At 61.8% G+C, this 23,593-nt stretch carries 17 protein-coding genes and 2 pseudogenes; 5 read left to right on the top strand and 14 right to left on the bottom strand.

Going from position 1 to position 23,593, the window contains the following annotated elements; all coding sequences use genetic code 11:
* Both AB3X94_RS34780 and AB3X94_RS34775 read left to right on the top strand, forming a co-directional pair.
* Positions 1 to 296: pseudogene (locus tag AB3X94_RS34780) on the top strand (4-hydroxy-2-oxovalerate aldolase); the annotation flags it as partial.
* A gap of 69 nt (positions 297 to 365) precedes the next feature.
* On the top strand, positions 366 to 1,457 hold the full coding sequence (locus AB3X94_RS34775) for a porin (RefSeq protein ID WP_368613878.1): 1,092 nt from the start codon (positions 366 to 368) through the stop codon (positions 1,455 to 1,457).
* Between the two features lie 176 nt (positions 1,458 to 1,633).
* On the opposite strand, the gene AB3X94_RS34770 is transcribed toward AB3X94_RS34775, so the two are convergent.
* On the bottom strand, positions 1,634 to 2,326 hold the full coding sequence (locus AB3X94_RS34770; RefSeq protein ID WP_176111905.1) for a phosphatase PAP2 family protein: 693 nt from the start codon (positions 2,324 to 2,326) through the stop codon (positions 1,634 to 1,636).
* Between the two features lie 162 nt (positions 2,327 to 2,488).
* Complete coding sequence (locus tag AB3X94_RS34765) at positions 2,489 to 4,057, bottom strand: hypothetical protein (protein WP_176111904.1); 1,569 nt, start codon at positions 4,055 to 4,057, stop codon at positions 2,489 to 2,491.
* Positions 4,058 to 4,563: 506 nt separating this feature from the next.
* Between AB3X94_RS34765 and AB3X94_RS34760 the strand changes: the two are divergent.
* A pseudogene (locus AB3X94_RS34760) lies at positions 4,564 to 4,692 on the top strand (class II aldolase/adducin family protein); the annotation flags it as partial.
* Positions 4,693 to 4,767: 75 nt separating this feature from the next.
* On the opposite strand, the gene AB3X94_RS34755 reads toward AB3X94_RS34760, so the two are convergent.
* The 5 genes from AB3X94_RS34755 to AB3X94_RS34735 form a co-directional block, all read right to left on the bottom strand.
* A complete protein-coding gene (locus tag AB3X94_RS34755; protein ID WP_368613877.1) occupies positions 4,768 to 6,081 on the bottom strand; it encodes an MFS transporter in 1,314 nt (437 codons plus the stop codon).
* A gap of 45 nt (positions 6,082 to 6,126) precedes the next feature.
* Positions 6,127 to 7,344 carry a tricarballylate utilization 4Fe-4S protein TcuB gene (tcuB, locus tag AB3X94_RS34750; protein WP_368613876.1) on the bottom strand — a complete coding sequence of 406 codons (1,218 nt, stop codon included), beginning with the start codon at positions 7,342 to 7,344 and terminating at the stop codon, positions 6,127 to 6,129.
* Positions 7,331 to 8,740 (bottom strand): FAD-dependent tricarballylate dehydrogenase TcuA, encoded by a 1,410-nt coding sequence (tcuA, locus tag AB3X94_RS34745; protein ID WP_368613875.1) that lies wholly within the window; start codon positions 8,738 to 8,740, stop codon positions 7,331 to 7,333. Before tcuA ends, tcuB begins: the two co-directional genes overlap by 14 nt.
* Before the next feature lie 52 nt (positions 8,741 to 8,792).
* Positions 8,793 to 9,758: a LysR family transcriptional regulator gene (locus AB3X94_RS34740; protein WP_176111901.1), complete on the bottom strand. Its 966-nt coding sequence runs from the start codon at positions 9,756 to 9,758 to the stop codon at positions 8,793 to 8,795.
* 67 nt (positions 9,759 to 9,825) lie between these two features.
* Positions 9,826 to 11,862 (bottom strand): ATP-binding protein, encoded by a 2,037-nt coding sequence (locus AB3X94_RS34735; RefSeq protein ID WP_368613874.1) that lies wholly within the window; start codon positions 11,860 to 11,862, stop codon positions 9,826 to 9,828.
* Between the two features lie 301 nt (positions 11,863 to 12,163).
* On the opposite strand from AB3X94_RS34735, the gene AB3X94_RS34730 reads away from it, so the two are divergent.
* Positions 12,164 to 13,282, top strand: a complete 1,119-nt coding sequence (locus tag AB3X94_RS34730) for a patatin-like phospholipase family protein (protein ID WP_368613873.1) — start codon at positions 12,164 to 12,166, stop codon at positions 13,280 to 13,282.
* 64 nt (positions 13,283 to 13,346) lie between these two features.
* Here the strand turns inward: AB3X94_RS34730 and AB3X94_RS34725 are convergent, their stop codons facing one another.
* From AB3X94_RS34725 to hppD, 3 genes are all read right to left on the bottom strand, one after another.
* On the bottom strand, positions 13,347 to 14,552 hold the full coding sequence (locus tag AB3X94_RS34725) for an amino acid aminotransferase (RefSeq protein WP_368613872.1): 1,206 nt from the start codon (positions 14,550 to 14,552) through the stop codon (positions 13,347 to 13,349).
* A gap of 44 nt (positions 14,553 to 14,596) precedes the next feature.
* A complete protein-coding gene (locus AB3X94_RS34720) occupies positions 14,597 to 15,982 on the bottom strand; it encodes an amino acid permease (protein WP_368613881.1) in 1,386 nt (461 codons plus the stop codon).
* Between the two features lie 173 nt (positions 15,983 to 16,155).
* Positions 16,156 to 17,229, bottom strand: coding sequence for a 4-hydroxyphenylpyruvate dioxygenase (gene hppD / locus AB3X94_RS34715; protein WP_176111897.1), 1,074 nt, complete (start codon positions 17,227 to 17,229; stop codon positions 16,156 to 16,158).
* A 287-nt stretch (positions 17,230 to 17,516) separates the two neighbouring features.
* On the opposite strand from hppD, the gene AB3X94_RS34710 reads away from it, so the two are divergent.
* On the top strand, positions 17,517 to 17,990 hold the full coding sequence (locus AB3X94_RS34710) for an Lrp/AsnC family transcriptional regulator (RefSeq protein WP_013094327.1): 474 nt from the start codon (positions 17,517 to 17,519) through the stop codon (positions 17,988 to 17,990).
* A gap of 106 nt (positions 17,991 to 18,096) precedes the next feature.
* On the opposite strand, the gene AB3X94_RS34705 is transcribed toward AB3X94_RS34710, so the two are convergent.
* From AB3X94_RS34705 to AB3X94_RS34690, 4 genes are all read right to left on the bottom strand, one after another.
* Positions 18,097 to 18,849: a dTMP kinase gene (locus AB3X94_RS34705; RefSeq protein ID WP_368613871.1), complete on the bottom strand. Its 753-nt coding sequence runs from the start codon at positions 18,847 to 18,849 to the stop codon at positions 18,097 to 18,099.
* 9 nt (positions 18,850 to 18,858) lie between these two features.
* Positions 18,859 to 20,286: a tryptophanase gene (locus AB3X94_RS34700; RefSeq protein WP_368613870.1), complete on the bottom strand. Its 1,428-nt coding sequence runs from the start codon at positions 20,284 to 20,286 to the stop codon at positions 18,859 to 18,861.
* Between the two features lie 68 nt (positions 20,287 to 20,354).
* On the bottom strand, positions 20,355 to 21,887 hold the full coding sequence (locus AB3X94_RS34695) for a radical SAM protein (RefSeq protein WP_368613869.1): 1,533 nt from the start codon (positions 21,885 to 21,887) through the stop codon (positions 20,355 to 20,357).
* 81 nt (positions 21,888 to 21,968) lie between these two features.
* A complete protein-coding gene (locus AB3X94_RS34690) occupies positions 21,969 to 23,078 on the bottom strand; it encodes a hypothetical protein (protein ID WP_368613868.1) in 1,110 nt (369 codons plus the stop codon).
* Positions 23,079 to 23,593: the final 515 nt, after the last annotated feature.

Genomic DNA, 23,593 nt, shown 5'->3' with positions numbered 1-23,593 from the left:
CAGCGGAGCGCATGGGCTGGAATCACGGCACCGACCTCTACACGCTGATGGACGCCGCCGACGACATCGTGCGTCCGCTGCAGGACCGGCCGGTGCGCGTGGACCGCGAAACGCTCGCGCTCGGCTACGCGGGCGTGTATTCGAGCTTCCTGCGTCATTCGGAAGTGGCCGCGAAGAAGTACGGTCTGAAGACCGTCGACATTCTGGTCGAGCTGGGCCGGCGCCGCATGGTCGGCGGCCAGGAAGACATGATCGTCGATGTCGCACTCGACTTGATGCAGGCACGCCAGGCTTGAAGCGCGCGGACTAGCAGCCTCATTGAAGCTGCACAAAAGATCGATCAAATAAATTATCTGGAGACTGGAATGAAAAAACATTCCATTGCAATTCTTTTTGGATTCCTGCCTGTCGGATACGCGTTCGCCCAGAGCAACGTCACGCTGTACGGCCTGATTGACGGGGGCGTCTCCTATGTGACGAACCAGGGTGGGCATTCGGTCACGAAGTTTGACGACGGCATCTATACGCCGAACCTGTTCGGCTTGCAGGGCGCCGAAGATATCGGCGGTGGAAACAAGGTCATTTTCAAGTTGGAGAACCAGTTTCAGCTCGGTACGGGCGCGACGGTGCAGCCGGGCATCTTCGGGCGGAATGCTTACGTCGGTCTGGATAGTGCCAGCTTCGGCAAGCTGACTTTCGGCAATGTCTTCGATTTCATGACGACGTCGCTGACCGAGGCGGGCAATGCTCCTGCCGTGTTCACTGGCGGCTTGTACAACTTCGCGGCCGGCCCGTTCCAGAAACTGAACATTCCGCAAAACCCGACCGGCTGGTTCGACTGGAGCCGCATGAGCGGCATCCCGGCGGCCAATTCGATCAAGTATCAATCGCCGGTGTTTGCGGGCTTGTCCGCTGGGGCAATGTATTCGCTCGGCGGAGTGGCTGGTTCGTTCGGGTCGAATTCAACCATGAGCTTCGGGTTGAATTACGGTGCCGGTCCGTTCGGAGTCGGGGCCGCCTACACGAAAGCGAAATATCCGGGCTCCAGCAACGGCTCGCCGCAGATTCCAATCACGAACTGGGGTTTCGGCGCTCACTATGTAATCGGACCCGTCTACACGGTCGCGAACTTCACGACCGTGCGCAACTCGTTCAACGGCGCCGCGGCCTTTGCCGCACAAGTCGGCGCCAGTTGGCAGATCACTCCCGCGTGGTCGTTCGGCGGGAACTATATGTACCTGAAAGGTAACGAGGAACTCAACAACAACCACGCGCATCAGTTTGGTGCAACGCTGAACTATTCGCTCTCCAAGCGGAGCATGGTTTATGCGGAGGGCGTTTATCAGAAGGCGAGCGCAGGTTCGCAGGCTGCCATCAACGGCATCATGGGTCCCAACGGATCGTCTAGCACGACGTCGCAAGCCATTGCACGAGTTGGCCTTCGCACCGCGTTCTGATATCCGGCTGTTCTGGGCTGGACGTGGCGATCGGCAACGCTTGCGGGCGGTGACTGCGCAGCGTCGTAACCGCTTTCAACTCGATGCTGCTCGCCACACTGCACGACGCCTGCTACTACGCCGACGATTACTCTGCCAGTTTCAAACGCATTGCCGATTGAATCAGGATGGGTAATTCATAGGTGTCTGATCACACTGCCGGCCAGCTTGCGCAGTTCGTCGAACTGCGTGGCGAGTTCGAGGCACAGCATGAACGCCAGCGATGCTGACGGTCCCGGGTAACGCTCCATCCAACGCAGCGCCGGAGTAGCGTAGCGCACGCGAATCGCATCTCGCGTCATTAGATAGGTGATTCCGGCGCCGATGAGCGCGCCCACCAGCAAGTCCGACGGATAGTGAAAGCCGAGATAGGCGCGCGGCACGCAAATGACCAGCACCGCATAGATAAGCACCAGCACACCGACGGCCCGCCACACGAGGAAGATGCCAGTCGCGATCGCCATCCATAGCATTGCGTGATCGCTTGGGAAGGAACTCCATGTCGACAGCTGTGCGTCGTCGATGACGCGACCCGCGAAGCGCAGATGCAACTCGCTGCTAAAGACGGGACGCACTCGGAACGGTAACCAGTGAGTCAGCAGCCTTCCGACGAAGAGCGCCAGGAGGCCGCTGAGAAGCGTTGCGAGCACCATTTCCCGCCGCCATTCGCGGCGATCGCCACGCTGAAACCACATCCACCACAGCAACGGTATGAGTACGAGCCCTTTGAACGTGTAGAGGTCTGCAATGACCTCTATGGTTTGGGTCGTGAGATTCCCGAAGTGGATGTTGGATAGATATGTTTCGATAGATGAATCGATGCTGTTCATTGTCTTGTTGGAATATCGAGCTGGTCCCATCGGAAATCAGCATGGTCCATTGGATGTGCCACATTTCACGACGCTTACTTTCACCGACAACTTCTACTGCACAATTTCATCGCAAACTTATGGGGATGGCCTACTACCTGAAGAGATCAAGGAACAACGAGCTCAGCGGGGGCGCAATTCATAGAGCCGATGTTCCGGCAAAGTCGCAACCAGTTGCCAACCATCAAGCGTCTCGGGTAGACGCCGGTACGGGTCGAGCACCGCAAGATAGACCGTCGTGAACCGGCTTTGAAGGTCCGGGAAACGATCCAGCAGTTCAGTCGACCAGGCGCGCAACATCTCGCCATCTGCCAAGACATTCGGTTTCCGGGTGGAGCTGTCGTCCTGGAACTCCCTCAATGCTACGTTCTCGCTCCGGTAAAGCACGGGTTGCTGCCCCGGTTTGAGATACAAATCCGGCACCAGAACGCCATTCACCGTTGCGAGCGCCACCACCTTGTCCAGATATGGATTCCAGCGGTGGGGGTCTTTCCATGGAGACCGGTCGGCGGTGTCCTGCTTGTACTGGAACAACACGGAACCGGCCTTCAGCGACGCGAACGTATCGCGGTAAGCCTGAATGACAGGCCTGTCGCCACGCCAGTCTTCAGTCACAGTCACGATCCGGAAAACAAAGACAAGCGTGAGCGCGACTGCGCCGATACGTTGAAAACGTGGCGCCACCGAGGGCCGTATGCCGACCAACGCAGTCAGCAAAAACGCGAAGCTGATCGCACATCGCTCGATCACACCGTAGGAAGCAAATGCGTCAAACGGTGCGAGTAGGACTACCAGTGGAAGTGAAAACACGGTTATCCGGAACTCTGGCTCGCACGTCCACCATTTCAGAACGAGACCAATGGCCACGAACAGGCTCAAACCCGCCACGATCGCCACATCGCCCGCACGATTGCCCACCGAGAAGACATCGATGCAGAAAGCGAGCTTCGAAAGTACGTGGATAAGGCCGAAGTGAGTTGACCCGTGAAGGCCACCGGTGGTGCTGCGGACCAACAGTGCAAGAGGAAGCAGCAACGGAACGACGCTCGCGGCCGCGTGGCGAGCAATTGATTGACTCGAGATCTTCCCCTCGCGAAGAAGACAGCCAAGTTCCCACGTGCCTACGACCAGAGCGAAAACGGCGAGTGGAAACAGATGGCAAAAATAAATAACAAGGGCACTGCAGCACGAGACCACGATCCGCGCGAGGGTGGCTCTGCGCAACGCCACATGCGCGGCGATCGCCCAAAAGGAAATGCCAAGACCGAACAGAAAGTTATCGTAGCCGCGGATGAGTATCCAGTTATAGAGTAGCAGGAAGCTGACAAGCGGCAACCATGACCAGCGGCCATTGGCAACACGGCTCAACACCAGGCAGCCCGACGTCAATAGCCCGAGTTCAGCGAGGGTAAATAGCCAGGCGGCCCATTCTACCGGTATGAGCTTCGTGAACCACGGGAGGGCCAGGTCCATCGCAAGGTCAGGCACGGCATCCCAATGAACGACAAAGTTTCTCGCATACGAAGCCGGATGAGAAAGGATATCGACCCTGACGATATTGTAAAAGTGTTGCCCAAGAGGCGGATATAGCGTGACGAGGAATGGCACCGACGCAACCACGGTCGCAATAAGCCACACACCCCACAGACGCATAAGCGAGATGCCAGTGTTCATCCGGTCGCTCACAGTCATCGAAACCTCGGAAGGTTGATTTTGAACCCTCCACGCAAGGTATTCTCGAATTGTTCTGTTCACCGAAATTTCCGTTTCTCAAGGAAGCTGTCGCGCAGCTATATTCGAGGACGCTTTCGGTCTGATGGTGCTATATGTCACTTTTTTTACAAGCATACGCGCGCGCCAATATAGCCATTTGTACGTCACCTCACACAAAGATGAAGACATTCCTTCCGGTCTCGCTGACGAAGGCACCGTGACGTCCCTGGACAGACGCAGCGCAGATGGAATGAAGCGATAAAGCAGACGAAATCGCTTTGTTACGATGAACGACCCGGCGTCGATACCGGCTAAGTAGATGCTCAAGGAAAGCACCGAGGGTCGGCCGCATCGCGCGATGGTCGCATGCCGACATGCAGAGGAAGAACTGGAGCCGTGCCCATTCGTCCGTCAGCCGAATGGCCTTCAACCCGTAACGCGATAGATAAGCGTCCGCAATCAGGCAGCACGGAGTTGAATCCGGTGTGCCCAAAGACGTGCTCGAAGAGACCTACATGAACTATCAACCGCAGACGCGTCGCCCGTACGGTGTGATGGAATGGCCGGCGCTGCTGCGCAAGCTGGATCGGATCGATCCGTCGTATCGGGAATGAGCGAGAGGGCGCCGCCAACCGTGGCGGCGCCCTCTCCATACAGCTCAGCACGTCAACGGCAACGCGCTAAAAGCCTCACGCCGACGAAGAAGCCGCCCGCTCCGCTCGCCGCCGATAGAGCCCAAGCGTCGCGCCAAGCCCGCATAGCGCGGCAAAACTGAGCCAGTAGCCGGGCGCGGCCTTGTCGTGTGTGGTTTCGATCAGGAAGGTCGACACGGCCGGCGTGAAGCCGCCGAACAGCGCCGTCGCGAGACTGAACGCCAGCGAAAAACCCGCGACGCGCACCTCCGCCGGCATGACCTCGGTGAGCGCTGCGACCATCGCGCCGTTATACATGCCGAAGAAGAACGAGAACCACAGCAGCACGCTCAGCATGCGGCCGAAGCTCGGCGCCGCGGCGAGCCACGACAGCGCCGGATACGCGGTGAAGATCGCCAGCAGGGCAATGGTCAGCAGAATCGGCTTGCGGCCGATCCGGTCCGACAGCGCGCCGCCGATCGGCAGCCAGACGAAGTTCGACACGCCCACCAGCAACGTCACCATCAGGCTATCCGATGTCGACAGTTTGAGAACGGATTTGCCGAAGGTTGGCGTGTAGACGGTGATCAGATAGAACGTGGTCGTCGTCATCGCGGTGAGCAGCATGCCCGCGATCACCGTGCGCCAGTTGCTGAGCAGCATCGCGAAGATTTCGCGCGTCTGCGGATGATGCCGGCGCGCCTCGAACGCGGCGGTTTCCTGCAGCGAGCGGCGCAGCATGAACAGGAACGGCACGATCGCGCAGCCGATGAAGAACGGAATGCGCCAGCCCCACGCGCCGATCTGCTGCGCGCTCATCCAGTGATTCAATCCGTAGCCGAGCGCCGCCGCCATCACGATCGCGACCTGCTGGCTGGCCGACTGCCAGCTCGTGTAGAAGCCCCTTGCGCCGGGCGTGGCCATTTCCGCGAGATACACCGACACGCCGCCCAGCTCCGCGCCCGCCGAGAAGCCCTGCAACAGCCGCCCGAGCAGAACGAGCGCGGGCGCGAGCAGGCCGATGGTCGCGTAACCGGGCACGCACGCGATCAGGATCGTGCCGCTCGCCATGATCGACAGCGTAACGATCAGGCCGGTACGCCGCCCCACCTTGTCGATATAGGCGCCGAGAAAGATCGCGCCCAACGGACGCATCAGAAAGCCCGCGCCGAACACGGCGAAGGTCAGCATCAGCGACGCGAACTCGCTCGACGCCGGAAAGAAAATCTTCGAGATCGACGTGGCGTAGAAGCCGAACAAAAAGAAGTCGAACTGCTCGAGGAAGTTGCCGCTCGTCACGCGCAGTACGGCCGCGGCTTTGGACGAGCGCGCCCCGACCGGCGTGCCGGCTAGTGGTTCGGTAGCGTTCATGAATATGTCCCCTGTTGTTATACCAATATGCGGCGCGTGATGCGCCTAGTCCGAGCCGAGACCCAAGGTATTGGGCTGGCGCTTTTCGATAGATGATTTGAGCAGCGCCGCCGAGCGGAAAATGCCGTGCGCGAACTTGCCGTACGGAAGCGTCGCGAACAAGGCGATCACGATGCCAAGATGCACCGCCAGCAGCCACGGCATCGCCGCCGTTTCGCGCAATGCCAGCAGCCCGAGGCCCGACGCGCTGGTGAGCAACAGCAGCGCGATGAAGGCACGGTCCATCGGACGCTGGCGCGCATCGCCCTGCTCAGGATGGCGCTTCAGGTTGAGCCACAGGAGCCCCAAGGGCCCGACGATCAGGCCGATCCCGCCCGCCGTGCCGAGCAATACCGGTAAGCTGAAGACAGGATACGGCGCTTCCTCGCCGAGCAGGTAGTGATAGAGCGTCGCCACCACCGTTGCCGAGAAACACAGCATGAACCCGTAGAACGTGAAGTGGTGAAATTTCCGCCGCGCGAGCGTGAAGGCATCGTTCGATTCGTTGCAGCCATCGCCATGCCCGCCGTCGAGATACTTGAGCGTCAGCGCGTTTTTCGCCGCTTCCGTCACGGCCGGCGTGCTCGCGTTCGCGGTTCCCGGCGACACGTCGCCCCAGAAGCGCGTCACGCCGATGCCGAGCGCCACGATCGCGAACAGGAAGACCGCGCCGAACATCGCCGCCAGCAGGTTGTGCGGGAAGATCGCGTAGAAGTTCGCGGGCGCGACGTTGCCGCTCAATCCGCCATGCATTGCGGTGCCGAGCAGCAGAAACAGCGCGAGCCCCGCCGCCAGCGCGACCGACAGCGTCACGCCATTGCGCTTGTACAGCTTGCCTAGCGCCTTGGGCCACGCGTATTCGGTGTAGGTTTCGAGGCGCACTTGCGCCATCGCCTTCGGCACGTTGACCGCGAATTCGTGCGGCGGCGCGTACTGGCATGCGTGGTAGCAGGCGCCGCAGTTATGGCACAGATTGGCCAGATAGTTGACGTCGGCCTTGCCGAATTCGAGGCGCCGCGTCATCGCCGGGAACACCGCGCAGAAGCCTTCGCAATAGCGGCACGCGTTGCAGATCTGCATCTGGCGCGCCACTTCGCCTTCGCTTGCGGTCAGCGGCACGATCGGAATCACGCGCGAGCCGCCGCGCGTGCGTTGCATGTCGTGCTTCGATTCGAACGCCGCGGCGCGCGTGCGTTCGGACGCGAGCGTGTCAGTTTGCTGCACAGGAAACCTCCGTAGTCTGCAGTGCGGCGCGCGCGGCCTGAGTGCCGGCAATGCGCCCGAACGCCGTGCCGATCGACATGCCGACACCCGCTGTATAGCCCTTGCCGAGCACGTTGCCCGCCATCATCTCGCCCGCGACGAACAGGTTCTCGCTCGCCTCGCCGCCGAAGTGCACCTGGGCGCGGTCGTTGGTCTTCAGCCCGAGATACGTGAACGTGATGCCGGGACGCAATGCGTAGCCGTAGAACGGCGGCGTGTCGATGGGGCGGGCCCAGTGCGTCTTGGGCGGTATGACGCCTTCCGTGTGGCAGTCGTCGAGCGAGGTGTGATCGAAGGTGCCGACCCGGCATGACTCGTTGTAGCGCGACAGCGTCTCCACGAAGCGTGCTTCAGGCAGCTTCAGTTGGCGCGCGAGTTCGGGCAGCGTGTCGGCCTTCACGCCCGGAAACACCGGCGGCATGAAGCGGCCAATCGCCTTCGAATCGATGATCGAGTAGCCGATCTGTCCCGGTTGATGCGCAACGAGGCGTCCCCAGATCGCATAGCGTTTCGGCCAGAAGTCCTCGCCTTCGTCGTAGAAGCGCTCGGCCTCGCGATTGACGACCACGCCCAGCGACACGCAGTCGATGCGCGTGCAGATGCCGCCGTCATAGAGCGGCGCGCGCGCATCGATGGCCACGCAGTGCGACTGCGACGGATCGCCGATCATGTCCGCGCCGGCATCCCGCATGTGGCGGATCAGCACGCCCTTGTTGAAACGCGTGCCGCGGATCAGGAAGTTGTCGGCGGGCCATTCGCCGCGCTCGTTTTGCCCCCAGGCCTCGCGCAGCCATTCGCGGTTCGATTCGAAGCCGCCCGCCGCCAGCACGCAGGCGCGCGCCTCGAAGCGCCGGCTGCCACTCCTGGCCGCGACGAAACGGCCGCCGTCCAGTTCCAGCGAATCGACCGGCGTGTCATAGCGAATCTCGACGCCCAGCGCCTCGGCACTGCGGTAATAGGCATTCACGAGCGCCTTGCCGCCACCCATGAAAAACGCGTTGGTGCGCGCCACATGCAGCGCGCCCGACAGCGGCGGCTGAAAGTGCACGCCGTGCTTTTGCATCCAGGGCCGGCACGACGACGACGCGCGAATCGTCAGGCGCGCGAGATGCTCATTCGTGATGCCGCCGGTGACCTTCAGCAGGTCTTGCCAGAATTCTTCTTCCGGATAGGCATCGACGAGCACGTCCTGCGGCGCGTCGTGCATGCAGCGCAAATTGCGGGTGTGTTGGGAATTGCCGCCGCGCCATTCGCGCGGCGCCGATTCGAGGAGCAGAACCGACGCGCCAGCTTCGCGCGCCATCAATGCCGCGCAGAGCGCCGCATTGCCTCCTCCGATTACGAGTACGTCGACCATCTTGTGGGCCTCCTTTCGGACGCACTCTAAAGGTCGCGCTCGTCCTCCGCCATCAGCGGGCCGTCAACAGGCCTTCAGTTTTTGTGAAGCCCTCCGACTGACGCAAGCGCGCGCCGGGCCAGCGGCCTTCACGCACCAGTTCGCGCGCGACGTCCGCGAGCACCACGCGCGCGGCGAGCCCCGCAGGTGAAAGCTCGTCGTCGGAGATGCTCGCGATCATATTGGGCCGCACGGCGAAGCTTTCGGACACGGGCACGCTAGCCAGCACCGCGTTCTCCGGCCGCGCGAGTGCGGCGCCGGGCTGGATGGTCGCGGCGATGCCCGTGCGCACGACGTCCATCAGCAGAGCGAGGCCGTCTACTTCAGCCGCGATGTTCGGTTCATATTTGGCCCGCTTGAACGCGGCGGACAGCAGCGAGCGCAGGCCGTGCGCGCCGCTCGGAAGAACGAGGGGAAGCTTGCCGAGTTGCCCGAGACGCACGCTCGCGCCCGACGGCATGCCTTCGAGCTCGTGCCGGCCGATCACGAACAGCCGCTCGTCGAGCAGCGACACGACGCTCCAGCGCTGCGCGGGCTCCGGGCGAAACAGCACGGCAAGATCGATCTGGCGTGCGCTCAGCATCGACGCGAGATAGCCGGACAGGCTTTCGACGATGCGCAGCCGCACGTCGGGATAGCGCGCGCGCATGGCCTGCATGAAGGGGACCCCGAGCACGCTGGCGGTGCTGGGCGCCATGCCGACGCTGACGTGGCCCGAGAGCCGGGCAGCGCGCGCGGCGAGCGCCGCGTCGTCGATATGACGCAGCGCGAGTTGCGCCTGACGCCAGAACGCGAGACCGGCATCGGTCGGCACGACGCCGCTGGAGGTGCGCTGCAAAAGGCGCGTCGACAGTTCGCCTTCGAGGCGGCTGATCTGCTGACTCAGCGCGGAAGTGACGACGCCGAGTTCGAGCGCGGCCTTCCCCATGCTGCCGTGTTCGACGACGCTGAGGAAATAGCGTAGTTGTCTGAGTTCCATTTCACGATCGGCCTGGACGAGAATCGGGGCTATTGTCGCAGATTGGAAATGGGGTACTGACGGCGGGTCACGGCTCGCGTTTACGTTTTTCGCCGGTCATCCGCCTGATGATCGCGAGCAGTTCCTCGATATCGACGGGTTTGACGAGATGCGTATCACACCCCGCCTCCGCTGAGTGAGCCACGTCCTCAGGGTGTCCGTATCCCGACACGGCGACGATTTCAACGCGCTTGCCGGCCGCCTGATGTTCCCTCAGCCGACGAGCAACCTCATAGCCGCTGATTCCCGGCAGCCCAAGATCGAGGAACACGATCTGCGGCTCGAACGCAGCGGCTATCTGAAGCGCCTCTTCACCGCTGTGCGCGGTGCGCACATCGTGCGCGTCGAGAATCATGGCGAGCGACACAGCGGCATCGCTGTTATCGTCGACGATCAGAACCCGCAGACGGTCGGACGCTGGCAGACCGGCTTCGGCACCGTCCTTCGCGTCCTGACCGCGGCCCTGGCAAACGGGTAGACGTATTTCGAATTCACTGCCTCTGTTCTTGCCTGCGCTCCTCGCGGCAATGGTCCCGCCGTGCATCTCGGTCAGCGTCTTGCACACCGACAGCCCGATCCCAAGACCGCCCCTCGACGGCTCGCCGTGGCAGGAACCCTGTACGAACAGATCGAACACGTGAGGCAGTGCGTCGTCCGAAATACCTGTGCCCGTGTCCGACACCGTCACGGAGACTTCCTGCCCGACGAGCGTTGCGCATACGACAATCCGCCCACCCTCGTCGGTGTATTTGATCGCGTTATCGAGCAGATTCGAAAATGTCTGGGTGATCCGCGCCGGGTCGCCGTGCACGTACACCGGGTGCTCCAGCGGCAGACGCACGATGTCGTGATGCCGCTGCGACGCAGCCGGCATCGTGATCTCGAGAGCGTGGTCGAGTGCCAGCCTGATATCGAAGACCTCGCGCTTCAACTCGATCTTGCCGGTGGTGATTCTCGATACATCGAGCAGGTCGTCGATCAGATGCGACAGGTGACCGGTCTGGCGTTCGATCACATTGCGCAGCCACTCGCGTTTGGCGGGATCGGCTCCCGCGCTGTGACCCAGCAGATGCGCGGCGTTGCGCACGGGCGCCAACGGATTGCGCAGCTCGTGCGCGAGCGTGGCCAGAAAGATGTCCTTGCGGCGATCGGCGTCGCGCAGTTTCGCCTCCGCGTCGGCCCGCTCCGTCACGTCGCACAAGCTGCCGATGAACGTGTAATCGTCCTGATGAATCGGCGGTCGCAGATACCCGAACATTTCGACGGTCCTCAGCGCACGATCGCTTATGCGGTGCAGCCGGAACGCGACATGCACCGGTTCGCCGGAGACCCGCCGGGCCTGGAAATGGCTTCGCAGCAGTTCGACATCGTCCGGATGAACGACCGACGTCATGAACTCGGTTTCCGTCAACGGGCCCCTGTCCTCGGGCTGCCCGGTGATTTCGTACATCCGGCGGTTTTCCCACACGCCTTGTCGCGACGCGCCACACCACTCGAAGATGCCGATGCCGGCCGCGCTCGTCGCGACACGCAGCCGCTCCTCCGTGAGCTTCAGCGCGGTCAGCGCCGTGCGCAGGCTGTCCTGTGCCGCCGCCACCTCGCCCGCCTGACGTTGCATGTACGCCTCGATCGCGTTTTCGATCATCGCGCGAAAGGTGCGCTCGACAACGTCGTGCGCCCGCATGTGAACGTCGACGGAAGCGGCAACGGGACCGAAATACGCGCGGATCTCGTGCTTCAGAAAGCGCTGCATCAGATCCATGTTGCGAAACAGATCCGTGACCCGCCAGTCGTCCGGCCAGAACCTGCCGGGCTGCGCGATACCTACGTGATCGGTTAAAGACGCGTCGCTGTCGGCGACCAGCAAGGAAGCGCATACCTCGGCCAGCATGTAGGCGAAACAGGCAGTCAGTCCCTGCCCGCTGTCCGCACCGGGGTGCGCGCCCTGCTCCGAAGTCTCGGCGATCCAGCGCTGCATCAGCTGCTCACGGGTACGCCCCAGCCTGCGCGCCAGCCCATTTAGCGTGATCGCGCCTCGGCAATCCTGGTCGAAATCCCGTTTCATCGAGGCGCCCCCGGACAAGCGCGGTGAGCCCGCGATGCCGCCCTGGCACGCTGGCTTATGTCATTCAACTTCTCTCTCATGGCCCGTTTTTTATCGGATATGTCGCTTGCGACTATTAATAGTATCGATCGGCCGAGGTTTGGGCCCCGGCCCGCCGCAAATCGCCTCACACTGTACCTGCTGCCGGGCGGCGGTTTAACCGAGACAAACCCGCAGCCGCGTCTGGCGAGGCTAGACCAAACGCGTGACACTTACGGGTAAGATTGCCGGAACGCGATCAAGACGCGAAGGAGCCGTGACGATGGAGGAACCTCGGAACTCGACGCGGCACAAGGGCCCCAAGGTCGCGCTTGCCCTGCAAGGCGGCGGTTCGCACGGCGCGTTCACGTGGGGTGTGCTCGACCGTCTGCTGGAGGCTTCGTCGCAGGCAATGCCACTCGATATCGCGGCAATCAGCGGCGCGAGCGCGGGCGGCATCAATGCGACGCTGTGCGCGGCGGGTCTCGCGACCAGCGGGGCAACGAAAGCACGCGACATGCTGCGCGCGTTTTGGGAAGCGGTATCGCGCGCCGGCGCGCTGGCGGGCAACGCGCTCCTCGGCTTTTCCGAACCTGGCCCATTCGGCGGCTGGAATATCGACTGGAATCCCGCCGCCATCATGCTGGAGGCCGTCGGACTCGTCGCTTCGCCTTATGGCAATCCGTTCTACCGCGATCCGCTCGGGCCGGTGATCCGTTCCGCGCTCCCCGAGCACGATCTCGCCGCGCTCAATACGACGCGCGACGGCCCGCAACTATTCATTTGCGCAACCGACGTACGAACCAACCAACGCGCAATCTTCACCCGCCCCGCTATTTCGATTGACGTATTGCGCGCTTCCGCATGCCTGCCGAACGAGTTTCGCACCGTCAGCGTGGACGGCATACCGTACTGGGATGGTGGTTATCTGGGCAACCCGCCTTTGGCGCCGTTGATCGAGCACGCCCACGACCTGATTCTCGTGCTCGCGAATCCGTTCGTGCGCCACGATATGCCGCCCAAAGATGCGCGCGGCATTCTCGAACGGCTCAATGAAATCGGTTTCAACGCGTCCGTGGTGCTGGAGATCAACGCGATCGAAGCGGTCAACCACGTGCTCGATTCGGTCGGCGAGGAAGCGGCGAGCAAGAGCCGCTACAAGCCCGTCAGGTTTCACCTGATTCGCGACGACGAATTTCTGGCGAAGTTCGGATTCGTGTCGAAGAGCAGCACGTCCTGGTCATTGCTCAGCACGCTGTTCGAGCATGGCCGTGAAGTCGCCGACGAATGGCTCAAGGGCGGCTACGCGAAGCTCGGGCAAGCGTCTTCGGTGGACGTCAAGGCTTCGTTGATCGATCCGACGCTCAAGCACAGCGGCAACGCGAGCGCGCGACGAAACTGACATGGACGGACGGCGCATTTGACGACATCGCGTAGCAGGCTGGCGCGCTCAGCCTGCGGTGCTGTCAATCGCCTGCGCGCGAGATGACCTTGGCGATGGCCTGCGCCGCCGTCGCAACGTTGTTGTCATTGAGCGCGGCGACGCACATGCGCCCGGACCGAATCAGGTAGACGCCGTGCCGTTCGCGCAGCGTGTCGACCTGCTCCGCCGACAGCCCCGTGTACGTGAACATGCCGCGCTGCTCGAGGTAGCGCGCGAGCATCGTGTCCGGCACCTTGCCGCGCAGGCGTTCATGGATCTCCGCGCGCATGCGCATGATGCGCCGGCACATCGAGGCAAGCTCCTGTTGCCACGATTGCCGCAGCGCCGGTGTGGTCAGCACGCGCGCTACGATCTTCGCGCCATGCGTCGGCGGATTGCTGTAGTTCGCGCGCACAGCGCTCGTCAATTGACCCAATACGCGCGCGGCAATGTCCGGTGACTCACAAATCACCGACAGTCCGCCGCACCGCTCGCCATACAGCGAGAAGTTCTTCGAGAACGAATTGGCCACCAACGCCGGCACGTTCTGGCGCACCAGTTCACGAATCGCGAATGCGTCGGCGTCGATACCAGCGCCGAAGCCTTGGTACGCCATGTCGATAAAGGGCAGCAGGTTCCGCTTTCCAATGACCTCGATCAGTTGCACCCATTGCGCGTCGTTCAGATCGACACCCGTCGGGTTGTGACAGCACGCGTGCAGCAGGACGACGCTGCGCGCCGGCAGAGCGTCGATGGCCGATAGCATCTCTTCGAACTTCAGACCGCCGCTCGACTCGTCGTAGTACGGGTACGCATTGACTTCGAATCCCGCGCGCTCGAAGATGAAGCGGTGGTTTTCCCACGTCGGATCGCTGACCCATACCCGCGAGCCCGCAAAGTAGCGCTTGATGAAATCCGCACCGACCTTCAGCGCGCCCGAGCCGCCCAAGGTCTGCACGGTCGCGATGCGCCCCTCGGTACGCGCCGCCGAGTCGTCGCCGAACACCAGCGATTGCACGGCATCGCGGTAGTGGGCGAAGCCCGCCATCGGCAGGTACGGCTTGGGACCGAGTTCGGCGAGCAGTTGTCCTTCGGCCTCGCGTACCGCTTGCATCACCGGCAAGCGGCCTTGATCGTCGTAGTAAATGCCGATGCTCAGATTGACCTTGTGCTCGCGCGAATCCTTCGCGAAGTTTTCGTTCAAAGTGAGGATCGGGTCGCCCGCATAGGCATCGATGTGTTCAAACATGCTAGTTCCTTGAATCAGGCCAAAAGATCGCAAAAGCGCGGTGCCTAGCGCGTCGGCACGCCAACGGCAACCGAGGCGCCCGCCCGCCTGTTGCGCACGCGATAGCCGACGCCCAGCGCAACGAGCCAAACGGGGATCAGGTAGACCGACATGCGCAGATCCGGTATCAGCCACATCACGACCAGAATGCCGGCAAGGAAGATCAGGCAAAGATAGTTGGTAAGCGGATAACCGAGGCTGCGGAATAGGGTCGTCTCACCGGCGCGCGCTTTCGCAGCGCGGAAACGCAAATGAATGATGCTGATCATTGCCCAGTTGATGATCAGCGCCGAGACGACGAGCCCCATCAGCAGCTCGAATGCCTTGCCCGGCATCAGATAGTTGATTACCACGCAGGCGGCCGTCGCCACGGCGGACACACCCAGCGCGACGAGCGGAATCCCGCGCGCGTTGACCTTCAGCAGAGCGCGCGGCGCATTGCCCTGGCCTGCGAGGCCGTAAAGCATGCGGCTGTTGCAATAGACACCGCTGTTGTACACCGACAGCGCGGCGGTGAGCACCACCGCATTGAGGACGTTGGCGACGAAGTTGCTATTCATCGCGTGAAAGATCAGCACGAACGGACTACCGCCCGCGACGACTTTTTCCCACGGATACAGCGACAGCAGCACGCCGAGTGCGCCGACGTAGAAAATCAGGATCCGGTAGATCACCTGGTTGGTCGCGCGCGGGATCGTGTGCGAAGGATCTTCGGCCTCGGCGGCCGTAATGCCGACGAGTTCCAGTCCACCGAACGAGAACATGATGACGGCCATCGCCATCACGAGACCCGACACGCCGTTCGGGAAGAAGCCGCCGTGGCGCCACAGATTGGTCACCCCCGCCTCAGGACCCGCATGGCCCGAAATCAGGAGATAGCCGCCGAAGCCGATCATGCCAACGATCGCCGCGACCTTGACGATCGAGAACCAGAATTCGAGTTCGCCGTATGACTTCACGCTCGTGAGGTTGATCGCGTTGATCACGCCGAAGCACACGAGTGCGGAGACCCACGTTGGCAGTCCTGGCCACCAGTACTGCATGTATATGCCAACGGCCGACAGTTCCGCCATGGACACGAGCACGTACAGCACCCAGTAATTCCACCCGGAAACAAAGCCAGAGAATTGCCCGCAGTATTTTCCTGCGAAGTAACTGAAAGAACCTGCGACGGGTTCGTCGACGACCATTTCGCCGAGTTGCCGCATGATGAAGAAAGCGACGATGCCCGCGATCGCGTACCCAAGCAACACGGACGGCCCTGCCGTCTTGATGGTCTGCGCGATGCCGAGAAACAGGCCCGTGCCGATTGCGCCTCCTAGCGCGATCAACTGAATGTGACGATTCTTCAGGCCGCGCTTTAGCGTGCCCTGTTGCTGGTGTGCCACGATGTTGTCTCCTGTGTCCTGCGGTTGGTTCTGGACGCCACGCTTCGCTTTTTTCGCCTGCTCGGGTCAGAGCAGGCGAAGTATGCCGAGGCCTCACAGCCGACGCTTGTGACGCCGGTGCCGTGTCTTGCTGGGATAGGTATGGTTGAAGCGGCGATGAACGGGTTGCATGCGCGTCAAACTTTCAGCGTGCCCCGCTCGATCTGATCGCGTTCGAGCGACTCGAACAGCGCCTTGAAATTGCCTTCCCCGAAACCTTCATCGCCCTTGCGCTGGATGAATTCGAAAAAAACGGGGCCAAGCAGCGGTTTGGAAAAAATCTGTAGCAACAGGCGCGGCGATCCATCCGCAGTCGTTCCATCGAGAAGAATGCCGCGCGACTGCAATTCGCCAACCGGTTGACCGTGGCCTGGCAGGCGGGTTTCGAGCGCATCGTAGTAGTAGCTGTTCGGCCCGGTCATCAGCGGCACGCCAGCCATCTGCAGGTTGTCGATCACCGCGATCAGATCGTCGGTCAGGAAGGCGATGTGTTGAATGCCCTCGCCGTTGAAGGCCATCAGAAATTCTTCGATCTGGCCGCTCCCCTTGCCGGACTCCTCGTTCAATGGAATGCGGATCTTGCCGTCCGGCGCCGTCATCGCCTTCGACGTGAGCCCCGTGTATTCGCCCTCGATGTCGAAGTAGCGCAACTCCCGGAAGTTGAACAGCGTCTCGTAGAAGTTGGCCCAATACGTCATGCGGCCGCGATAAACGTTGTGCGTCAGATGATCGACGAGGCGCAAGCCATGACCGGCCGGCCGGCGCTCGACACCTTCGATGAACTCGAAATCGATGTCGTAGATCGACTTGCCGTCTTCGAAGCGGTCGATCAGATAAAGCGGCGCGCCGCCAATGCCTTTGATTGCCGGCAATCGCAACTCCATCGGACCGGTTGCGATTTCGATCGGCTGAGCGCCCAGCGACAGCGCGCGGGCGTAGGCCTTGTGCGAATCTTTCACGCGAAATGCCATGCCGCAAGCACTCGGGCCATGTTCGGCGGCAAAGTAAGCGGCCTGACTATTGCGCTCACGATTCACGATGAAGTTGATTTCGCCCTGGCGGTAAAGCAGCACGTCTTTCGAACGGTGGCGAGCCACCAGTGTGAAGCCCATCTGCTCGAACAGCGGTTCGAGGACATCGGGTGCGGGCGAGGCGAATTCAACGAATTCGAAGCCCATCAGTTGCATTGGATTGTCAAACAGGTCGGCCATGATTTCTCAGGTTCAGCGGAGGATGAATGATTGGTGGCGATCGACGGGCACTGACTGATGCGGAGGCATGTTGGAACAATGAAAGAAAATTTCCCATTCGTCACGCAGGGGAAGGCCCCTCGAGCCACCTGCCCATCTGACCACCTTCCCAGCACACGCGCTCGTGTCGCAGCAACATCTGGAATCAGTTTAATTTTTTATCGATGCAATAGGATTTCCTAGCGGACGCAGACAAACCCTGATTTGTGCATTAATATTTCATTTCACTGCCGAACGAGGAAATAAGAGTGCACACAATCGACATCGACCGAATCGACGTGCGTTTGCTGGAGATTCTTCAGTCGCAAGGGCGCATCTCCAATCTCGAGTTGGCGGAGGCGATCAAGCTGTCGCCCGCGCAAACGCTGAGGCGTCATCGCCGGCTCGAGGAAATGGGCGTAATCAAGTGCTACGAGACGCGGCTCGACGCGCAGCTGCTGGGCTTCGGCGTAGTGGCTTTCATCCAGGTGACGATGGAGCGAGGCCATGTGCGCGACCTGTCGAAGTTCAAGCGAATGATCTCGGAACTCACCCAGGTTCAGGAATGCTTCGTCGTAACGGGTGATATCGATTACATGCTCAAAGTCGTCGCGCACGACCTGAAAGCGCTGTCGGAGTTTCTACTGGATACGCTGATGCGTATTCCGGGCGTGAGCGGAGTCAAGTCCAGCGTTTGCCTCGATGAAATCAAATGTACAGGCGCTGTCCCGTTGGCAGCCTAGTGAATCGACTCGGAGACCGTACTGACATGCTCACCAAAACGTGTCGACGTGCGTTTTGTCGCCCACCTCGACGCCAGGACGCGGCGTGTCGGTGCAGGTCGAAGCCTCAGCATGCCGCCAGGGTTCGTGCAGCGTGTTCCGCCGCGATAGGGCCCAACCGCCCCGCAACCCGTTCGATAGCCGCGATACGACTGATTGCCGCGCGGTACGTCTCGTCGATACTCCGCTCCCCATCCAGCGCGACGACGCCATTGACGTCGAACACGGCGCGATAGGCCGCCACCTGACGCGTCAGAAAACTCATCGGCGGCGGCTGGTCGGTCACGTCGTTCCTTGAGCGCACGCGGCGGTGTGAAGTCGCGCCGGAAACGTTCAGACCAAAGGCGACGTCGGGACGCAGCACATGGCCAGCGATGCTGCGGAGCACCGGCGCAGTCGCAGCCGGATCGGAACGAGTGCCGATCTCGGCCTGAGAGGTGAACACGTAGCGGTCGCAAAAGACTACGTCGCCACGTTCCAGTGCCGGTATGACCGTGTCGGTCAGATGCTGGACGAGGTCGCCCATGATGGACAGCAGAATGCCCAGCATGTCGACGCGACGTACGCTTGCGTCGGGCTCCGAGCTCGCTTTGGAGGTATGCCAGTGGCTGTCGACCATATCCCGGAACACCGCATCTTTGCGGATGCGACTGGTCGGCGTAAACGTCGTCACGCAATTGAGCCCTGCACGCGTACACGCGCTTTCGAGCTTTTTCATCAGTGAGGACTTCCCGGCCCCATCCACGCCGCACAACGTGACCAGCACGCCGGGATAAGCATGCGGTTTGAGCTCAAGCGCTTCGAACACGGCATTCGACATGAAATCACCTCAGACCATCACTTCGCGGCTCTCCGCAAACACCTCGTCATGGGCCTCGATCGGCGCGAGCACCGCGGTGAAGTGCTTGAGCATCGGCGGCGCCGAGACGATGCGCATACCGCGGATCGCATCGCGTCGCTGGTAGACCCGGATCAACGCCGCCGCAACCGCCGCGAGGTGGCTATCGGTGTAGACGCGGCGAGGAATGGCGAGCCTCAGCAGTTCCAGCCTCGGGGCGCTGAGCGCGCCCGTCGATGGATCTTCTTTCAGGAACGCCAAAGAGCCCAGACCGACGGCGCGCACGCCGCCCTCCAGGTAAAGCTCGGAAGCCAGCGCCTCGGCTGGGAACTCCGAGCGCGGCACGTGCGGCAGGAAGGCGGCCGCATCGACATACACCGCGTGTCCACCGGTCGGCCTAAGAATCGGAACGCCACCGGCAAGCAGTGTGTCCCCTAGCCGTTCGACCTGACCCACGCGGTGTTGCAGGTATCTGTCGTCGACCATCTCGCGCAGACCGATCGCGAGCGCTTCGAGATCGCGGCCTGCCATCCCTCCGTAGGTGACGAAGCCTTCGTGCAGCACGAGCAGCGGCACAACCTGCTCGTAGAGCACGCGCGACCGTGTCGCGAGCAAGCCGCCGATGTTGACCAGCGCATCCTTTTTGCAACTGAACGTGCAGCCGTCGGCGTAGGAAAACTGCTCCTTCAGAATTTCCGCCACCGACCGGTTCGCATAGCCGCTCTCGCGCTGCTGGATGAAATAAGCATTCTCCGCGCAGCGCGCCGCGTCGAAGTACACGGGAATCGCAAACTCATCGGCCAACGCTTTCACCGCGCGCAGGTTCGCCATCGATACCGGCTGTCCGCCGCCCGCGTTGTTCGTCAGCGAGACCATGATTAGCGGAACGTTGTCGCGCCCTTCGCTCTCGATCACGTTGCGCAGTTTCTGCACATCCACGTCGCCCTTGAACGGATGCTCGACAGAGGGTTGGTAGCCGATTTCGGCGACACACGATATCGCGGTCCCGCCGGCAATCGATACGTGCGCCTCGGTCGAATCGAACGGCGCGTTGAACGGCACCACCTGTCCCGGGCGCACGAGGGTCCGGAACAGGAAGTGCTCGGCCGGCCGTCCCTGGTGAGTCGGCAATACGTATTCGAAGCCGAGCATGTCCCGCACCGCCTGCGTCAGCTTGGTAAAGCTGCGGGAGCCGGCATACGACTCGTCGCCGGTCATGATGCCCGCCCACTGGTTCGCGCTCATCGCGGAGGTGCCGCTGTCCGTCATCAGATCGATATAGACGTCGTCGGCTTCGAGGCGAAACACGTTGTACCCGGCAGCGGCAAGCCGCGCCTGCCGTTGCTCGCGGTCGATCAGCCTGATCGGCTCGACCATCTTGATCCTGTACGGCTCAGGCTGGCTGTTTTCTAAAAGCATGCACTCCTCCTGCGTTGAAAGTACACGGGCCAGCGGATGGCTGGCCGCTTCGGACATCACATCCCGCGTCAGGCGCTTTGCTCGATCGGCAAAATCTCGATCGGCGTCCAGTCCGGATCGCCGCCGTCCGCCGACGCGCGGTGACAAGCGCGCGCGTGATGGGCCGCTTCGAAGCGTTTCTCGATCCGGTTCAGGATCGACCAATACGCGCCGCGTTCGCCTTGCGCGATCGCTTCGACCAACGCGTCGTTCGCGTTGTAGTTGAACAGGCTCGCATTGGTCCCGAAGAACCGCCGGTCATTGCCGATCAGATCGGCAACGAACTGCTGCGGGTCCGGGCCCAATGCGGTCGGCAGATAAAACACCGGGTGCAGCAGATCGTCGTTGCCTTCGATATGGCCGTGCAGATTCGGATTCCCGGCATGCAGGCCTTCGCGGCGGATCATCTGTTCGAGCTCGGTGCCCGGAAAAATCCTCAGCCCGACCGTGACCGAAACGCGCTCCGGATCGACCCGCTTGATGAACTCGATCGTCTCGCGAGCGGTCTCCTGCGTCTCGCCGGGTGCGCCGAACAGCAGTTCGATGATGTGCTCGAGGCCGTGGCGCTTCGCGGTATTGACCGCATGTTCGATGTCGGGAGCACTGAAGGTGCGGCGCAGTATCTTCAGCATCGTTTCGCTGGCGGTATCGACGCCGAAGTTCATGCCGACGCAACCGGCCGCTTTCATCGCGGCCGCGAGTTCGTCGGGAAACGGCCGCGGCATCCCGTACGCATACCACTGGATTTTTCCGGCGAGCCCGTGCCGGATGATGGCGGCGCACAGCGCCATCGGATGCGCGACGCTCAGATTGAATTCCGAGTCGTTGATGTGAAAGACGTTGACCCCGCGCTCCTCGAGCGATGCCATCTCGGCGACGACGTCATCGGGTTCGCGCATGCGCACCGAGCGGCCTTTGATCAGCGGCTCGACGCAATAGATGCAGGAGCGATTGCAGCCGCGTTTCGTTTCGATGCCGATCTGGCCGCCTTTGGCGAAATAGTGCGGGTTGTTGACCAGCTCGCGTTTGTGAGGCCCTATGCTGGCCAACGGTCCGCATGTGTTGGGCGCGAGCGGCGTAGCATGCACGCCGGCCGTATCGCGGTAGACCAAGCCGGGTATGTGCGTGAAACTCCTGCCTTCTTCGAGGCAGGTCAGCAGTTCGGGAAAGCTGAATTCGCCTTCCCGAACTATGCCGAAGTCCGCGTCGAGGTACGCAAGCAGTTTTTCCGGCATCACCGAGTAGCCCGCGCCGCCCATCACGATCGGGACCGCGCGCGCACGCCGAAGCATCGCGACGATGTCCCTGATGCGTTCGAGAAAGCTGTAGCCGCTGGAGAAATAGACGTCGTCGGTATTTCGCAGCGTCACCCCCCAGTAATCCGGCGCGGCGGTGTGGCAGTGCTCGGCAATGGCCGCCTCGCAATCGTCGGAGAAGCACAGGTCGAGCAAGTTGAGCTCGAACCCTGCTCGCTCCATCGGCGCCGACAGATAGTCGAAGGCAATCGGCGCAATCGCCGGCTTGATCTGGTTCGTGTTGACGAAGGTGACGCGCTTGGCCATGTTCGATCAGTCTCAGTGGAAAGTTTCGCGAGGGTTCGCAAGGGGTCGCAAGGGGTCGCAAGGGGTCGAAAAAGGGCGCGGCTAGACGGCGACGTCGATCGACATCTTCTGGCCCGCGCGGGCCACCGTCATCTCGCTCATGAATTCACTGAACCGATGCCGCATCACCGCCGAGAGGTGCTTCGCCTTTTCCTCGCAGTCGGAAAACGCATAGAAGCCCGGACCCGCGCTGCTCATCCCCGCGTACACCGCGCCCTCGCGTTGCATCGTCTCGTCGAACTCACGCATCACGTCGGTCCGGAAGATGCCTTCGAGCACCTTCATGTTGCTCATGCTGTTGAGTTCCCAGCCGTGCTTCAGAAACGCGAACAGGTCGTTGCGATGCAGCGCCGGCCGCAGTTTCTGTTCGATGAAGTTTCGCCAAGCGGTGCCATAGCGCTTCTGCCACTCGACGAAATGCGTCGGCACGAAACCGGCCTCGGTGGAGCCGGACATGTCCGCGCCTTCGCCATGCGCACGCAGCGCTTCGGTCGATAGCGTGTCGTAGTTGCCAACGGCGGTGGTCACCCACAGGTTTTCCGAACTCAGGTTGCCGAGGAAACGGCCGTTGCCGTGTTTCTCGTCGACCCAGACCAGCCCGCCGAAGAACAGGCAAGCTTCACCGACGCCGGTCTCGAGGCCGAAATACACGTGCTCGTCATCCTTCGCGGTCTCGACGTAGTTGCGGGTGATCATTTCCCACATGTCGTGCGGCGAAAACGGTGAGCCGAACAACGCGTTCAAGCCGGCGAGCGTCGCGGTGTTGAACGACACATTCGAGCCGAAGCCGCTGTGCTGATGCTGGATGCTGCGCAGCCGATCGACACGGATGTCGTCGCGTGCGTAGCCGACCGTTCGCTTGAACAACTCGAGCATGTGCCGCCCGCTCGGCACGTCGCAGCCGCCTTCGCCGTTGTTCGTCTTCGTGACGGTAATCCGGTGTCCGACCGTGCTCGTCGATACGCCGAGTCCGCCGCCGCCGAAGCCGGGCATCATTTGCATGAAGTCGAACACGGCGAAGTGAAGGCGCCCTGGCACCGAGACTTCGGCACGATCGTAGCTCGGCACCGCGTCGCGCTCCCAGTGCGGCAGCACAGTCAGATTCGCCCCCGGCAGGAACTGCCCCGCTTTCGCCTTCCAGGCCTGATTCATTGCTCTACCTCCGTCCTCGTGAGTTCCAGGAATTCCAAAGGGCACCACCCGTTGTTCGCGCTCCTGGTGCACTGTTCGTGCCAGGCATTCTTTAGCTGCGCGAAGTGAGTCCCCGTCAGAGGCAATGACGCAAGCAGGCCGCCAGATTTCAAAAGGCCGGGCGATATATCCGAACGTTTAGATGTTTGGACGTTGGCATGTGAACCGGGCCGGTACAGACGTCATGCAGTCGAGCTGCAACCAACAGATCTCCTTCGGATGTTGGCCCGGCACCGACATTCAAGAGCTGCGAGGGGTTTTCCTCCAACGTGCGTCGGCAATGCGCCGACACCGCTTCAATCCGCGCGATACCCGCCCCGCCTTTTGAGATCTGGGCACTTCGTTCCGTTCTTGCAGGGGATGAGGACGACTTGCGTGGTGCCAACGGATGACTGGCATGAACCCTGCAAAAAGCGTCCGCAAGAAGTGGCACCGGTCGATCGCCACTCGTGACCCGCCCTCTTGATCTTTGCCGG

This window comes from Paraburkholderia sp. BR10923 (assembly GCF_040948765.1).
In the GTDB taxonomy this organism is placed as follows: domain Bacteria; phylum Pseudomonadota; class Gammaproteobacteria; order Burkholderiales; family Burkholderiaceae; genus Paraburkholderia; species Paraburkholderia youngii.
This window is presented reverse-complemented; position numbering and strand designations above follow the sequence as displayed.